Raw genomic sequence first — 14,435 nt, forward strand, 5'->3', positions numbered from 1 at the left:
GCGGGTGGGCCGTGCGGGCGCGTGAGCGGCGGACTGTGCGGGACGGTCAGATCCGGGTGTCCTCGACCACCGGCAGCGTGTGGTTCTCGGCGAAGGCGCTCGGGGCGAACGAGGTCCGCGGCGCGACGGTCGGCTTCTTGCCGCAGAAGGCCGGCTCCAGCGCGTTCATCAGGCCCTGCGTCACGGAGCCGTTGTTGGAGGCGTTGGCGAACACGACGACGGAGCGCTTGCCGTCCGGGGTGGCGAACGACTGGGTCTGGAAGCCCTGGACGATGCCGCCGTGGCCGTACACGTCACCGCAGGACAGCGAGATGCGGCGCAGCCCGAGGCCGTAGCTGATCTTGGCGGTGGGGGTGGCCAGGGCGGCCGTCATCTGCTTCAGCGAGTCGTCCGAGACCAGCCCGCCGGAGCTGCCCGCCATCAGCGCGGTGAGGAAGTGGTCGAGGTCCGCGGCGTCGGAGATGACCGCGCCGGCCGTCCACACCCAGGAGCCGGTCTGCGCGGTGGAGTCCAGCAGCGGCTTGGTGCGGTCGTCGTTGGTGAGGTAACCGGTGACGTGCGCGCCCTGGATCTCCTGGTCGGGCACGACGAAGGAGGTCTTGCTCAGGCCCAGCGGCTCGATGATCCGCTCGCGCAGGACGTCCTCGTAGGGGCGGCCGGTGAGGTGCTCGACCGCGAGGCCCATCAGGACGAAGTCGGTGTTGGAGTAGGAGTACCGGCTCCCGGGCGTGTACTGCTGGCCGTGCTTGACGGACATCGCCACCAGGTCGCGCGGCGCGTACACGTTGGTGCGGATGCGCGCCTCGAAGGCGCTGGTGGTCTCCTCGCCGGCCTGCTCCAGCAGGTCGTTGGTGTGGTCGTAGATCCCGGCGCGGTGCTCCATGACCTGGCGGCCCGTCATGGTCCAGGTGTCCGGCAGGGTGCCGGCCGGCAGGTAGTCGCGCAGCGGCTTGTCGAGGTCGATCAGGCCCTGCTCCGCCAGCTGCATCACGAGAACGGCGTTGAACATCTTGCTGTTGCTGCCGACCCGGAACCTCCACGAGGAGTTCATCGGGGTGCCGTCCAGATCGGCCTTGCCGACGGCCAGCGACCGGGTGGACTCGGCGTCGCCGTGGTCGCGGATCACCGCGAAGGCGCCCGGGGCGCCCGCGTCGGTGGTCGCCTGGAGGGCGGCGCGCACCGCGGCCGTGTCCGGGGTGGGCGCGCCGGTGGTGCCCTGGTCGGCGGCCACGGCGTGCGCGGCTCCGGTCGCCAGCAGGACGACACCCGCGGCCGCCACCGCGAGCGGACGCAGAAGGCTGATCTTCGCCATGATCCTCTGTTCTCTCACTCGGCTGACGCGGCGTCCGGCCACGTCCTCGAAGATCCACTATCACCGGAGGGGCCTGCGGCTGGCAAAGTGAACCCGATCGGCCGCACCATCCGTTTCCCGACCCGGGGTCAAGGTTTTACCTGCTGTCGTCTACCCGCGTCGACCGATCCACCCGATGCTGTTCGGGCGCCTCGCGCGTGCTCCCGCACCTTCGCCCAGGCCTTCCCCCTCATCGATCGTGGAGTTCCGCATGCCCCTGGCCACCTCCGCGCGCCGGGCCGGCGCGCTGCTGCTCGCCGCCGCCGGCCTGATACCGCTGTCCGGCACCGCCCAGGCCGCCACCGCCGCCACCGCCGCCACGTACACGCCGATCGTGTTCCCGGACCGGGACCACGGCGTCGTCTACGACCTCATCAACTCGGCCACCCGCTCGGTCGACGTGACCATGTACGAGCTGCGCGACACCACCGCCGTCAACGCCCTGATCGGCCGCCAGCGGGCCGGCCTCACCGTCCGGGTGATCCTCGACGGCCGGCACACCTCGGTCAACGGCGCCGCCTACTCGGCCCTGCGGGCCGCCGGCGTCGGGGTGACGTACTCCTCCTCCGCGTTCGTCTACACCCACCAGAAGACCGTCACCGTGGACGGCGCCAAGTCCCTGATCCTGACCGGGAACCTGGACTCCACCTACTACTCCAGCAGCCGCGACTACGGCGTCGTCGACACCGACGCCAACGACGTCGCCGCGATCGAGCAGGTCTTCGCCGCCGACTACGCCCAGACCTCGATCACCCCCTCCGACGGCGACAACCTGGTCTGGTCGCCCACCGACTCGCAGGCCCGCCTGCTGGACCTGATCAACGGCGCGCAGCACACGCTGGACCTGGAGCAGCTGGAGTTCGGCGACCAGGCCCTGGTGGACGCGGTCGCCGCGGCCGCCGGCCGGGGCGTCACCGTGCGGGTGGTGGGCATGAACCCCTCGTCCTACAGCAGCTACTTCGACCAGGTGGTCACGGCCGGCGGCCAGGTGGTCACCTACTCCTCGACCACGGGCCTGTACATCCACGCCAAGGCGATCGTCGCCGACTACGGCACGCCCTCGGCCAAGGTGTTCGCCGGTTCGGAGAACTTCTCCGACAACTCGCTGAACAACAACCGCGAGCTGGGCCTGATCACCACCGACCCCGGCGTGCTGACCACCGTCGAGTCCACCGTCGCCCGCGACTTCGCCAACGGCACGCCGTACTAGAACGGTTCGTCGCGCGGGCCTGATCGAGCGTCCGCGCCCGGGCCGCTCCCTACCCGAGGAATTGTCATGACTTCGTCCACCAAGCCCGGCTCCCGTCGCACCGCCACCGCCCTCGGCTCGGTGGCAGCCCTGGTCGCGGCCTCCGCCGGCCTCTGGGCCGCCACCGCCTCCACCGCGCAGGCCGCCGCCCTGCCCGCGCCCGACCACATCGTCGTCGTGGTGATGGAGAACCACGCCTACAGCCAGGTCGTCGGCAGCAGCAGCGCCCCCTACCTCAACTCCCTGGCCACCGGCGGCGCCAACCTCACCCAGTCGTTCGGCATCACCCACCCCAGCCAGCCGAACTACTACGCCCTGTTCTCCGGCTCCACCCAGGGCGTCACCGACGACAGCTGCGTCTCCGTCGGCGCCCTCCAGGGCCCCAACCTGGCCTCCGAGGTCACCGCCGCCGGCAGGACCTGGGCCAGTTACAACGAGACCCTGCCCGCGCAGGGCAGCACCGCGTGCAGCAGCGGCAAGTACGCGCAGAAGCACAACCCCTGGTTCGGCTTCGGCAACGTCCCGCTGAACTCGGCCAGGACCTTCGCCCAGTTCCCGACCGACTACACCACCCTGCCGAACGTCTCCTTCGTCGTGCCGAACCTCTGCAGCGACATGCACGACTGCTCGGTCGGCACCGGCGACACCTGGATCAAGAACAACCTCGGCGCCTACGCCACCTGGGCCAAGAGCCACAACAGCCTGCTCGTGGTCACCTTCGACGAGGACAACCGGCTCGCGGGCAACCGCATCCCGACCGTCTTCTACGGCGCCCACGTGACCCCCGGCAGCACCTCCGCCGCGACCTACAACCACTACAACGTGCTGCGGACCCTGGAGGACCTCGCCGGCGCCACCACCCACGCGGGCAACGCGGCCAACGCCGGTGACATCACCGGCATCTGGAACTAGGCCCGGGCCGGCCGATCTTGCCGGGCTGATCCGCCGACATCGGCCGGGCAGGACCTGAGGCCCGCCGCTCGGACGATCCACCAGGAGCCGCACCCGGACCACCGGCCGCCCCGCGCCCGCCGCGCGGGGCGGCCGGTGGTCCGGAGGTCGACAGCGGCGCGGGGGGCGGCGAGGATGGGGGCGTGCGATTCGATGCGGTGCCGATGCCGGAGCGGGTGGGGGAGCGGCCCCGGGACGTCCGGGGCTATCCGGTGCCGGCGATCACGCCGTGGCGGGGCGGCGAGCCGCAGTTCGCGTTGACCGACCACGAGCGCAGCGCGAACTGCGCGCTGGAGCGCCTCTGTTCGGTGTGCGGGGGGTTCATGGCCCGGGGCCCCGTGTGGCGCGTGGTCGGAGCGGCGGAGAGCGCGGCGATCGCGGCCGCGATCGCCGAGGGGCGGCCGTACCGCAACCTCGCGCCGACGATGGAGGGGCCCGGTCACCGGGCCTGCATGCTCTACGCGGCGATGGTGTGCCCGTACCTGGCCCGGCCGAACGCCCGGCGCCGGGCGACGGCGCCCGGCGGCGTGGACGAGCTGACGGCGGCCGCCGTCCGCGGGGCGGTGCGGGGCGGCACGGGGGCGGTGGTCGGGTTCGGCGACTACGAGTTCGCCGTCACCGGGAGCCGGGTGCTGTTCCGCTTCCTGGACCCGGTCGAGTTCCTGCCGCACGAGTCCGCCGACGAGCATGTGCCCGCGCTCCGGGCCGAGTTGGCCTCGCGCGACGGACTTTAGCGGAGGATTTGCGCGGTTCGCCCCGTACCGGCCACGAACCAGTGTCAGACTGAGGCGGACATGACCAGTCCTGGATCGGGGGCGGCCGTCCATCGGCGACGGCTTCAGGGCACCGACATCGAGGAGTACGTTTCTTGACCACTCACCTCAGGCACGGCACCGGCGCGCGGAAGGTGCTGGCGCTGCTGGCGGCACTGTGCGGGATCGTCGGCCTCACCGCGCTCGGTACGACCCCTGCGGCGGCGGCCGATTCGCGTCACGCGATCTACGCCATCGCGCACCGGGTCGACACCCTGGACGGGGTGGACGCCGCGCTCGGCCACGGCGCCAACGCCATCGAGATCGACGTCTGCGCCTGGTGGAACCCGAACGAATGGCGTGCCTACCACGACTGTTCCTCGGCCGGTGAGAACCGACTGGGCCCCAGCTTCGACAGCATGATCGACCGCATCCTCTCCAACGCCAACGCCGGACGCCGGCTGTCGCTGGTCTGGCTGGACATCAAGGACCCGAACTACTGCGGGGAGCAGCCCAACCGCACGTGCAGCGTCGCCGGACTGCGCGACAAGGCGCAGCGGCTGACGGCAGCCGGGATCCAGGTCCTCTACGGCTTCTTCGAGTACCACGGCGGCAACACCCCGGACGTCGGCGGCAGGGGTTGGCAGAGCCTGGAAGGCAGGCTCGGCCCGCTGGAGGGCATCACGTCCACCGGCACCCGCGACCAGGTCCAGGGCGCCTTCAACCGGTCCGGTTCCGGATTCCCGGCCGGTCACCGGGCGATGGACTACGGCGACTCCGACATCACCAAGGGCTTCGGCAACTGCACGGAGGCCACCTACAACACGTGTGCGGAGCTGAAGAAGGGGGCCGGGGACCGCGCCGCCGGGCGGCTCGCGGCCACGCTGTCCTGGACGACCACCTACAACGACCCGTGGTACGTCGACAAGCTGCTCGGCGATGCGGGTGTGGACGGCATCATCGCGGGCTACGGCGCCTTCACCGGCGTGCGCGAGTACGACAACAGCTGGCAGTGCGCCAATGCCATCAACCTCGTCCGTGACTGGGTGAACCGCCACAGCGGCACCCACCGCATGGCCAACAGCGGCGACCGGCTGTTCCGCTAGGCCTTTCCGCCAGGCCTGTTCCGTGGGGCCCGTCCGCTGGGACCGTCCACTGGGCCTGTTCCGCTGGGCCCTGCCCGGCCGAAGGCACCCGCCGTCCCGCCCGCCGCCCGTGCGGCGGGCGGGACGGCGCCATGGCTAGCGGGTGATGGTCCACTGCTGCTCGGCGGAGCCGTCGCAGGTCCACACCCCGAGCTCCTTGTCGTCCTCGTGGTAGGTCAGGCAGTCCTGGTCGCTGATCCGGATCACGTACCGGTCGCCCGAGACGTTCTTCACCTCCCACTTCTGCTCCGAAGAGCCCTTCCACCCCTTGGTGTTGGCGAAGTAGGTGCCGGTGTTCTCGGTGAGGTCCCGCCCGAGTGCGTTGGTGATCCGGTAGCGGCCGCCGCCCGCGTCGCGGAACGTCCAGGTGCCGCCCGCGTCGCCCGGCTTCCCGGCGATCACCGAGGCGCCCTCGCCGGAGCCGGTGGCAACGGCGCCGAGGTTGTTGACGGTCCGCAGGTGCACGGGTGTGTTGAGCGCGGGCCGGCCGGAGCCGGTGGGGGTGCCGGTGCCGGGCTTGGTGCCGGGCTCGGCCGGCTCACCGGGCTTGCCGGTGTGCGGAGGCCTGGCCGGCGTGGCGGGCACCCCGGGGTCGTACGGCGTGCCGGGGTCCTGTGGCATCGCGGGGACGATCTGGGTGGCCGGCAGCCCGCCCGGCGCGGGAGTGCCCGGGTCCCTCGGCACGCCGGGGAACGCCATCGGGGAGAAGTTCACGACGCCGTCGGTGTGGTTGTAGCGCTGGCCGGCGCTGCCCGTGCCCCTCGGGTACGTCCAGGTGTGCTCGCGGGTGGTCCGGTTGAAGAGGCCGTAGAACCCCCAGTTGCCCCAGCCGCCGTCGAAGCCGTTGGCGAAGCTGCCGCCGCCGGAGAAGACCCAGATCCGGTAGGTCTGGTCCTCGCGCGAGGTCTTGTCGTGGTAGTCGACGTCGTACGTGAAGGCGACGTTCTGGAAGCTCTGCTCGTAGTTGTGGACGTACCAGGGGTCTCCGAAGGCGTTGTCGCCCTTGATGTTGAAGACCATGATGTTGTAGCTGCCGCCGGTCGCCTTGATCAGCATGTCGAGCGTGTCCTGGACGAACTCGCCGCGGGCCCGGTTCTTGACCTCCGAGGTGTGCTGCGCCGCCTGGATGCACCACACCAGGCTGGTCGAGCCGGGAGTCACCGCGTTGGCGGCGTTGCAGTTCTCCTGGGCCGGGTCGTACGAGCCGTCGGCCATCGCGGGCCCCGCCAGGCCGAGGACGGCCACGGCACTCATTCCTGCGGCCAGGGCCGACAGCTTCTTCGTCGAACGCACGTGCTCTCCTTGCGAGTTCTGTGATGGGCGGGACAAAATATGGCATTCCGGTCAGCCGATCAGTGCCACTTTGTCTCGATCCATACGCATCCCTTGCGTAGGCCTGACGCCTGCGGTGCGCCGGCCCGAACCCGTGCGGGCGATTTCTCAAGCCCCTTGTGAAGGACGGATGATCGGGCCGCCCGGGTTCAACGGGCCACGTCCGTCGATCACGCTGCCCGATCCCGGGGGCTCACGGCCGGTAGGCGGGGAGGCCCTTGACGGTGGAGACCTGGGCCGGGGCGGCGGAGCCGTCGGCGGGGAGGGTGCTGACGCCGTCGGGGGTGCGGGCCGCGATGGTCCGGCCGTCGGGGGACCACGCGGGTTCGGTGTAGTCGGTGGCGGCGGCGGGGGTGAGGTCCTTCTCGTCCTTCTGGTCGATCCGGCTGGAGCGGGTGAACAGGTGGTCGTGCCCGTCGACGGAGCGGACGAAGACGACGTGCTCGCCGTCGGGGGAGAGGGCCGGCTGGGAGCCCTGGCCCAGGTCGCGGGTGGCGGGGCGGATGTAGTCGTCGTAGAGGTAGACCTCGTCGGCGGGGGTGTTGGCGTAGATGATCTCGCCGTGCCGGCCGCCGGCGTCGGCCCAGGTGTTGCCGGTCTGCGGCGGCTGCGGCATGTTCGCGTTGCCGTCCAGGGAGGTGTGCGGGGTGAGCACCTCGGGGGTGCCGCCGACGGCCTTGGTGGGGATCTTCTCCAGGCGCAGGACGCCGCCCTTGGCGGCGGCGAAGACGATGGTGTCGAAGCGTTCGGCGGATTCGGGGAGGTCGCTGGGGCCCTGCGCGGCGTGCTGCCAGGTGGGGTGGGACCAGGTCTCGCCGCCGGGGGCCGTGGCGAGGGTGGCCTTCGCGCCGCCGTCGGGGTCGGCGACGACGAGGTCGCCGTTCCCGTCGATGAAGGCCGCCCTCCTGCCGTCGGGGGACCAGGCGAGGTCGCGGACGACGGTGCCGAAGTCGACGGTGGTGCCGTTCATCGCGACGGCCCGGGTGCCGGTGCTGATGGTCAGGTGGTTGGCGGCGCTGGTGCCGTTGACCTCCTTGGCACCCGGCGTGGGGGTACCCGGCGTGGGGGTGCTCGGCGTGGGGGTGCTCGGGTGGGTGGAGCCGCCCGGGGCCGGGGTCCCCGGAGCGGTGGCGCCGGGCGCCGCGCTGCCGGGGGCGGCGGTCGGGTCCGAGCCGGCGTTGTCGGGGCCGCAGGCGGAGAGCAGGACGGCGCCGACGGTGGTCATCACGGCGAGCGCGGCGGTGGTGCCGAATCTGTTGCGCACGGACATTTCCAGGTCCCCCTCGGGTGCTGTTCGCGTTCGAGGAGGAGCATCCCAGGGGGAGTTCAGCGGCCGGTGCGAGCCGTGTCACGGTCGTGGAACGACAGCCGCCCCGGCCGCCCTGCCGGGAGCGGAGCCTGATGCCGGGTCAGAGTCCGAGGGCGGTGAGGCCGGGGTGGTCGTCGGGGCGCCGGCCGAGCGGCCAGTGGAAGAGACGTTCGGCGGCGGTGATCGACAGGTCGTTGATGGCGGCGTGGCGGTGTGCCATCAGGCCGTCGCGGTCGAACTCCCAGTTCTCGTTGCCGTAGGAGCGGTACCACTGGCCGGAGTCGTCGTGCCACTCGTAGGCGAACCGGACGGCGATGCGGTCGCCGTCGTGCACCCACAGCTCCTTGACGAGGCGGTAGTCGAGTTCGCGGTGCCACTTGCGGGTGAGGAAGTCGGCGATCTGCTCGCGTCCGGTGAGGAACTCGGTGCGGTTGCGCCACCGGCTGTCGGGCGTGTAGGCGAGGGCGACGCGGTGGGGGTCGCGGGTGTTCCAGGCGTCCTCGGCGGCGCGGACCTTCCGTCGGGCGGTCTCCGGGGTGAACGGGGGCAGGGGAGGGCGCTGTTCGGTCACGGGGTCTCCTCGGGTGCGGCGGAGCCGACGGCGAGAACGGTCGTTCTCGCCGTAGCGGCTACCCTAGGAGAACCATCGTTCTCACGCAAAGGGCACGGCAGATGGACCAGCACGACCCGCGGGGCCTGATCCTCGACGCGGCCGAGGAGCTGTTCTACGGGCAGGGCATCCAGGCGGTCGGCATGGACGCCGTCCGGGCGGCCTCCGGCCTGACGATGCGCCGGCTCTACCAGCAGTTCCCGTCCAAGGACGACCTGGTCGAGGCGTACCTACGGCGCCGGGACGGGCGCTGGCGGGCGAACCTCGCCGCCTACGTGGCCGGCGCCGCCACGCCGCCGCGCGACCAGCTGCTCGCCGTCTTCGACTGGCTCGGTCGCTGGTTCGCCGAACCCGGCTTCCGGGGCTGCGCGTTCGTCAACTCCTTCGGCGAGCTGGGCGCCGTCTCACCGGCGGTCGCGGCGACCGCCCGGCAGCACAAGGAGGAGTTCAACGCCTACCTCGTCTGCCTGGCCGAGGCCGCCGGCGCCCCGCCCGCCACCGCCGCCCAGCTGGCGCTGCTCGCCGAGGGGGCCATGACCACCGCCGCCGTGCACGGCGACCCGAGCGCCGCCGCCGATGCCAAGGCAGCCGCCCGCGTACTGCTGGACGCCGCCCTGTCCGCCCGCACCTGACGGACCGGGGGGCCGTCAGCCCGGGACGGGGGCCGTGCGCCGCTCGAAGACCTCGGGGCGGGCCGCCTCCAGGGCGGTGGCGACGGCGCCCAGCAGGACGGCGTCCTGGCCGAGCCGGCTCGGCTCCAGCCGGGGCCGCAGCGGGGAGCGTTCGTACAGGGCCTGCTCCAGCGGGCGCAGCAGCAGGTCGGCGCTGCGCCCGATGCCGCCGCCGAGGACGATCACGTCCGGGTCGAGCAGCGCGGCGACGACGGCGAGGACGTAGCCCAGGTGGTCCACTTCCTGCCGGACGGCCTCGACCGCGGCGGGCTCGCCGAGCCGGGCCCGGGTGAACACCTTCTCGGCGGTGAGCGGCCGCCGCATCCCGAGGTCGAGGGCGGTGCGCACCACGGCGTCGGCGGAGACGGTCTCCTCCAGGGTGGTGCCGGTGCCGGTGCCGGTGCCGGTGTTGGTGTTGGTGGTGGTGTTGGTGGTGGAGGTGCAGCCCGGCAGGCGCAGCAGCCCGAGTTCGCCGGCCGCGCCGTGCGCCCCCGTCAGCAGTTCGCCGTCCTTGACCACACCCAGGCCGAGTCCGGTGCCGACCAGCAGGTAGACGAAGAGCCGGCTGCCCGCGCCCGCGCCGTAGGTGTACTCGCCGACGGCGGCGAGGTTGGCGTCGTTGGCGACGGTGACGGTGGTGCCCAGGCCGTCGGCTATTCGGTCGAACAGGCCGGGGCGGCCCCAGCCGGGCAGGCTGGCGGCGAGTCTGACACTGCGTCTGCGCTCGTCCCAGACCCCGGGCGTGCCGGCCACGGTGTGGGCGACGGCGGTGCCGGGCAGGCCCGCCTCGGCGATGGCCTCGCGGGCGGCCGCGACGACGGCGTCGGCGACGGCGTTGGCCGAGCGGCCGCGGTTGGGCAGGTCGCGGCGGGCGACGACGCATCCGGACAGGTCGGCGACGGCGACCCGCAGCCGGGCCCGGCCGATGTCGAGCCCGAGGACGTGCCCGGCGGCCGGGTCGGTCTCGTACAGGACGGCGGTGCGGCCGCGCTCGGGGGCGAACCGGCCGGCCTCGCGGGCGAGTCCGGCGAGTTCGAGGGTGGCCAGCGCGGTGGAGACGGTCGGCTTGGACAGCCCGGTGTCGCGGGCGAGTTGGGCCCGGGAGAGCGGGCCGTGCCGGCGCAGCCGCTCCAGCAGGAGCCACTCGTTGTTGCTCCGGAGCCGCTGCCGGTTCCACGGCTGTTGTCCAGGCCCTGACAGTGGAGCGAGGGTGGCGGGCTGCGGCGCCCCGTCCGTGGCCGTAGTCCGTCCTGCTGTGCTCATTCGGTCGATCGTAGGGCACTCGTCAGCCGACGAACGAGGACGGACGGTGAGAGGACGGGCGGTGAGCGGATCGGCGGAGTGGAGGAGTGGAAGCGCGGACCGCCGGTGGCGGCGGGGAGTCCCGGCTCCCTGCCGCCACCGGCGGTCGGATCGCCCGGCGCGGCCGCGCTCCGCCGGGGTCGGGGAGTCCGGCGGCGGGCCTCGCCGGGCCGGGGTCCGGTCCCACACACCGGACCCCGGGCTCGACGGGTGCGGGTGGGTCAGTCGATGGTGTAGCCGGAGCCGAAGGCGGTGACGCTGAGCGGGCCGTCCAGGTTGTAGTTGCCGGTGGCGGCGATTCGGCGCAGGCACTCGACCCGGTCGACGGACTTGCTCCATTCGGCGGCGGTGGAGGAGTTGGCCGGGTTGGTGAGGTCGTCGACGCGGACGTCGAAGAAGGCGTTCAGCCAGGTGCTCTCGCCGGCGCCGGACGGCGAGCCGACCTTGGCGTTGGTGCGGCTGATGAGGGCGGGCAGGGCGTCGTACTCGCTGCCGTTGCCGTGCTGGATGGAGGCGTCGTACAACTCGGCGCGGGCGAGGGCGGTGGTGAGGCCGAGCTGGTCGGCCTGGTTCATGGCGGGGGTGAAGTAGCGCTGGTCGACCTGGTCGTCCTGGACCTGCCGGAAGGTGGCGTCCTGGGCGGCCTGCTTCCAGGCGGCGACGTAGTCGCTCTCGGGCAGGCCGCTGGTGTCGCCGCTGCCGGCGGCGGCCAGGCGCTCCAGCTCGGGGATGAAGCGGGCGAGCGGGTTGTCGGGGGAGGCGGCGGTGTAGGCGCGGACGACCTTGAGCGCGTCGCCGTCGTTGGTGGTGAAGCCGGCGCGGCCGGCGGTGACGCCGCGGCCGTCGTTGATGTTCTCGGCGTAGCCGTACTGGAGTTCGGTGGTGCTGTTCTCGAAGATGCTGATCAGCTGGTCGGCCCGGCGGTGCTGATCGGGGGTCAGGCCGCCTGCGGACGCCCGCTGCACGGCCGCGGCGGTCGCCCGGGCGGGGGCGGCGGACGCCGAGGCGGAGGTGGCGGCCCAGGCCGCACCGGCGACCAGGGCGGCTGCCGCGGTGGCGGCGGCGAGGCGTCGGGTTCGGGAAACTCGCATGGGTGTGCTCCGATCTCCGGGGCGGTGCCGCCGGAGGCAGTGGGGGGTGGCGCGCCGGCCGACCGGGCGCTGTGGGGGCAAGAGCGCGAGCTCGCGGCAGCAGAGTACGGTCTGCGGTCGGTGACGGTCTATAAGGTAAGGAAAGTTTCCTAATAAAATTACTTCGGTCTCGGAGGCGGTACTCGGTCGTCGCCGATCGGGCCACCCCGGTGATACCGTCCGAGCGTCTGGCGACCGACTGCCCGGCCACCGCCGGGCCCGGCCCGCGAGCTCCCTGCACCGCCGACCCGGGTGCCCCGCGCGCACGCACACACCGCGTGCCCGCCGCGTGCGCACCGCCTGCGCCGTACGCGCGCGTACTGGACACGTCCCCGCGCCCGGCCGCCCCACCGAAACCCCGACCAGCACGGAGCACCGACCCATGAGCCTCCCGAGCACCACCCCACCCACCGTCACCCCGATACGGCCGCCGCGCCTGGTGGCCACCGACCTCGACGGGACGATCGTGCGCGGCGACCGCACCGTCTCGGCCCGTACCGTCGCCGCCCTCGCCCGGGTCGAACGGGCCGGCGGGCTCGTCGTCCTGGTCACCGGCCGCCCGCCGCGCCTGATGGGCGAGATCGCGGCCGCCTTCGGCCACCGGGGCGTGGCGATCTGCTCCAACGGCGCCTTCGGCTACGACATGCGCACCCGCACGGTGATCGCGGAGAACCCGATCCCGGTCGACGTGCTCGGCGAGAGCGCCCGGCGGCTGCGCGAGGCCGTGCCGGGGATCGGGCTGGCCGTCGAGTACGCCCAGGAGCTGGCCGGGGACGCGCACTACGAGGCGGGCGCCTGGGACGCCGACACCGCGGTGCAACGCCTCGACGACACACGGCTGTTCGGCCGCCCGGCGCCCAAGCTGATCGGCCGTCACCCGGAGCTGTCCGCGGACGAGCTGCTGGCGCTGGCCCGTCCGGTGCTCGGCGAGCTGGTGACGGTCTACCACGCGAACGGCGAGCGGCTGGTCGAGGCCGTCGCGAAGGGCGTCAGCAAGGCCGCCGCGCTCGGCGACCTGGCGCGGCGGCGCGGGATCACCCGCGAGCAGGCGGTCGCGTTCGGCGACATGCCCAACGACCTGCCGATGATGGCCTGGGCGGGCACCTCGTACGGCGTCGCCAACGCCCACCCGGAGGTGCTGGCCGCGGTGGACCACGTCATCGGCAGCAACGACGAGGACGGGGTGGCCGCCGTCCTGGAGGGCCTGTTCCCCGAGGGGTGAGTCACGCGCGGAACGGGCGTTCCCGGGAACGCCCGTTCCGGGACCACCTGTTACCGGAAGGCCCGTTCCCGGAACGGACGCTCCCGGGAAGGGAGCAGCCGCGACGGCGGCTCCGGGCGGGTGCACTCCCGGAACCGCCGCTTGCCGCCCGCGCCGTCAGGGCGCGCTGGTGTGGGTCAGGGTCTCCCAGCCGATGAAGTAGTTGGCCCCGAACGGGCTGTGCGCGGCCACGTACTGCTCGGTCTGCGGCATCGCCACGCCCTCGCGCAGGTGGTACTCGTTGTACGCGAGCTGGACGGCCGGGCCGAGGCCGGTCTTCGCCGAGCCGTCGCAGAGCCAGTCCGGCACGTTCGCGCCGTTGTCGTAGGCGGTGTGGAACTCCAGGGCCTTGACCAGCCGTTCACGCCCCTCGCCCCACAGGTCGAGGCCCTGGAGCCGGGCGGTCTCGGCGGTCTGGGCGGCGGCCTCCAGGCCCCAGCCGGTGTGCCCGAAGTCGCGGCAGGTCTCCTGCGAGAGCCCGTCCACGAAGGTCGACTGGCCGGACCAGTACTTCACCAGCGCGGCCTCGCCCTCGATCCCGGCCTTGGGCGGCGGCACCGGCAGATCGCCGTCGGAGGACAGGTAGACGTAGGCGGGCAGGCGCTTGCGCCACATGCCGGCGGCCTGGTCGAACAGGCCGCGGTCGTCGAGGAAGACCGCGATGCCCATCAGGGCGTCGGTCTCGATCAGCTCCCAGTTGCCGTTCTTGCGCGGGCTGCCGGGCGACAGCAGCGGCACGTAGACGGTGCGCAGCATGGTGGCGAAGCGGTCGACCGAGGCGGCCGGCCAGCCCGCCCCGGAGTGGCGGATCAACTCGGCGGCCCGGGACCAGTTGTTGCCCGACCAGCCGGTCTGCAGCGGGGCGTTGCTGTTGGTGTGCTCCTGGATCACGGCCGACCAGGCGTCCATGATCTCGATCGCCTTGTCGGCGTACCGCTGGTCGCGGGTGAGCACCCACTGCAGGGCGTGGGCGTAGGCGGCCATCGCGTCGTCGCGCTCGTCCGAACAGCCGTTGTCGGGGTGGGAGCTGGACCCGCACTCGACGGTGGCGCGCGGCCGGGGCCGCCAGTCCAGCGAGGCGTACTTGCTCGACCGGAGGCCGGCGAAGGCGGACGTCCAGGGTTCGGCCCCGGCCGCCAGCTTGTCCTTGAGGAAGCCGAGTTGCTGGTCGCCGACCAGCACGCCGGGGTGCTGGAAGGCGGCCCGCGGGCTGTGCGGGGCGGGTGCGACGGGTGCGGTGGCCCCGGCCGGTGCGGAGGCGAGCGGGAGCAGGGCGGCGAGTGCCGCCGCGGCGATCAGTGTCCTGGTGCTGCTACGTCCCATGGGGAGGTGTTCCTCTCGCGGGGGAGGCGGTCGAGCGCTGATGTCATGT

General features: G+C 72.7%; 13 protein-coding genes. 6 read left to right on the forward strand and 7 right to left on the reverse strand.

What is annotated here, in order from left to right; genetic code table 11:
- Nucleotides 1–46 precede the first annotated feature (46 nt).
- Nucleotides 47–1,312, reverse strand: coding sequence for a serine hydrolase domain-containing protein (locus ACIP37_RS12165; protein WP_363589474.1), 1,266 nt, complete (start codon nucleotides 1,310–1,312; stop codon nucleotides 47–49).
- Nucleotides 1,313–1,562: 250 nt separating this feature from the next.
- Between ACIP37_RS12165 and ACIP37_RS12170 the strand changes: the two genes are divergently transcribed.
- The 4 genes from ACIP37_RS12170 (at nucleotide 1,563) to ACIP37_RS12185 (ending at nucleotide 5,409) form a co-directional block, all read left to right on the forward strand.
- Nucleotides 1,563–2,561 carry a phospholipase D-like domain-containing protein gene (locus ACIP37_RS12170; RefSeq protein WP_363630465.1) on the forward strand — a complete coding sequence of 333 codons (999 nt, stop codon included), beginning with the start codon at nucleotides 1,563–1,565 and terminating at the stop codon, nucleotides 2,559–2,561.
- Between the two features lie 66 nt (nucleotides 2,562–2,627).
- On the forward strand, nucleotides 2,628–3,512 hold the full coding sequence (locus tag ACIP37_RS12175) for an alkaline phosphatase family protein (RefSeq protein WP_363630467.1): 885 nt from the start codon (nucleotides 2,628–2,630) through the stop codon (nucleotides 3,510–3,512).
- A 182-nt stretch (nucleotides 3,513–3,694) separates the two neighbouring features.
- Nucleotides 3,695–4,285: a hypothetical protein gene (locus tag ACIP37_RS12180; protein WP_363630469.1), complete on the forward strand. Its 591-nt coding sequence runs from the start codon at nucleotides 3,695–3,697 to the stop codon at nucleotides 4,283–4,285.
- Between the two features lie 134 nt (nucleotides 4,286–4,419).
- A complete protein-coding gene (locus ACIP37_RS12185; RefSeq protein ID WP_363589482.1) occupies nucleotides 4,420–5,409 on the forward strand; it encodes a phospholipase in 990 nt (329 codons plus the stop codon).
- A gap of 135 nt (nucleotides 5,410–5,544) precedes the next feature.
- Here ACIP37_RS12185 and ACIP37_RS12190 read toward each other — a convergent pair whose 3' ends face one another.
- The 3 genes from ACIP37_RS12190 to ACIP37_RS12200 form a co-directional block, all read right to left on the reverse strand.
- Nucleotides 5,545–6,741, reverse strand: a complete 1,197-nt coding sequence (locus ACIP37_RS12190; protein WP_363586494.1) for a hypothetical protein — start codon at nucleotides 6,739–6,741, stop codon at nucleotides 5,545–5,547.
- Between the two features lie 232 nt (nucleotides 6,742–6,973).
- Nucleotides 6,974–8,050: a hypothetical protein gene (locus ACIP37_RS12195; RefSeq protein ID WP_363630471.1), complete on the reverse strand. Its 1,077-nt coding sequence runs from the start codon at nucleotides 8,048–8,050 to the stop codon at nucleotides 6,974–6,976.
- Nucleotides 8,051–8,189: 139 nt separating this feature from the next.
- Entirely contained in the window at nucleotides 8,190–8,660 is a 471-nt protein-coding gene (locus ACIP37_RS12200; RefSeq protein ID WP_363630473.1) for a nuclear transport factor 2 family protein, read from the reverse strand.
- Between the two features lie 101 nt (nucleotides 8,661–8,761).
- Here ACIP37_RS12200 and ACIP37_RS12205 point away from each other — a divergent pair, with 101 nt between their 5' ends.
- The gene (locus tag ACIP37_RS12205) at nucleotides 8,762–9,331 is read left to right on the forward strand and encodes a TetR/AcrR family transcriptional regulator (RefSeq protein ID WP_363586491.1); all 570 of its coding nucleotides are present in this window, start codon (nucleotides 8,762–8,764) and stop codon (nucleotides 9,329–9,331) included.
- A 15-nt stretch (nucleotides 9,332–9,346) separates the two neighbouring features.
- Here the strand turns inward: ACIP37_RS12205 and ACIP37_RS12210 are convergent, their stop codons facing one another.
- Both ACIP37_RS12210 and ACIP37_RS12215 read right to left on the reverse strand, forming a co-directional pair.
- Nucleotides 9,347–10,633, reverse strand: coding sequence for an ROK family protein (locus ACIP37_RS12210; protein ID WP_400805958.1), 1,287 nt, complete (start codon nucleotides 10,631–10,633; stop codon nucleotides 9,347–9,349).
- A 260-nt stretch (nucleotides 10,634–10,893) separates the two neighbouring features.
- Entirely contained in the window at nucleotides 10,894–11,763 is an 870-nt protein-coding gene (locus ACIP37_RS12215) for a chitosanase (RefSeq protein WP_363630477.1), read from the reverse strand.
- Between the two features lie 421 nt (nucleotides 11,764–12,184).
- On the opposite strand from ACIP37_RS12215, the gene ACIP37_RS12220 reads away from it, so the two are divergent.
- Entirely contained in the window at nucleotides 12,185–13,024 is an 840-nt protein-coding gene (locus ACIP37_RS12220; RefSeq protein ID WP_363586488.1) for an HAD-IIB family hydrolase, read from the forward strand.
- Nucleotides 13,025–13,180: 156 nt separating this feature from the next.
- Here the strand turns inward: ACIP37_RS12220 and ACIP37_RS12225 are convergent, their stop codons facing one another.
- Nucleotides 13,181–14,386, reverse strand: a complete 1,206-nt coding sequence (locus ACIP37_RS12225) for an alginate lyase family protein (RefSeq protein WP_363586487.1) — start codon at nucleotides 14,384–14,386, stop codon at nucleotides 13,181–13,183.
- Nucleotides 14,387–14,435: the final 49 nt, after the last annotated feature.

This window comes from Kitasatospora sp. NPDC088861, from assembly GCF_044750105.1.
In the GTDB taxonomy this organism is placed as follows: Bacteria; Actinomycetota; Actinomycetes; order Streptomycetales; family Streptomycetaceae; genus Kitasatospora.

Coding starts and splice junctions, on each gene's coding strand:
- ACIP37_RS12170 (WP_363630465.1), top strand. CDS start 1,563: ATGCCCCTGGCCACCTCCGCGCGCCGGGCCGGCGCGCTGCTGCTCGCC.
- ACIP37_RS12210 (WP_400805958.1), bottom strand. CDS start 10,633: ATGAGCACAGCAGGACGGACTACGGCCACGGACGGGGCGCCGCAGCCC.
- ACIP37_RS12195 (WP_363630471.1), bottom strand. CDS start 8,050: ATGTCCGTGCGCAACAGATTCGGCACCACCGCCGCGCTCGCCGTGATG.
- ACIP37_RS12225 (WP_363586487.1), bottom strand. CDS start 14,386: ATGGGACGTAGCAGCACCAGGACACTGATCGCCGCGGCGGCACTCGCC.
- ACIP37_RS12175 (WP_363630467.1), top strand. CDS start 2,628: ATGACTTCGTCCACCAAGCCCGGCTCCCGTCGCACCGCCACCGCCCTC.
- ACIP37_RS12220 (WP_363586488.1), top strand. CDS start 12,185: ATGAGCCTCCCGAGCACCACCCCACCCACCGTCACCCCGATACGGCCG.
- ACIP37_RS12205 (WP_363586491.1), top strand. CDS start 8,762: ATGGACCAGCACGACCCGCGGGGCCTGATCCTCGACGCGGCCGAGGAG.
- ACIP37_RS12165 (WP_363589474.1), bottom strand. CDS start 1,312: ATGGCGAAGATCAGCCTTCTGCGTCCGCTCGCGGTGGCGGCCGCGGGT.
- ACIP37_RS12215 (WP_363630477.1), bottom strand. CDS start 11,763: ATGCGAGTTTCCCGAACCCGACGCCTCGCCGCCGCCACCGCGGCAGCC.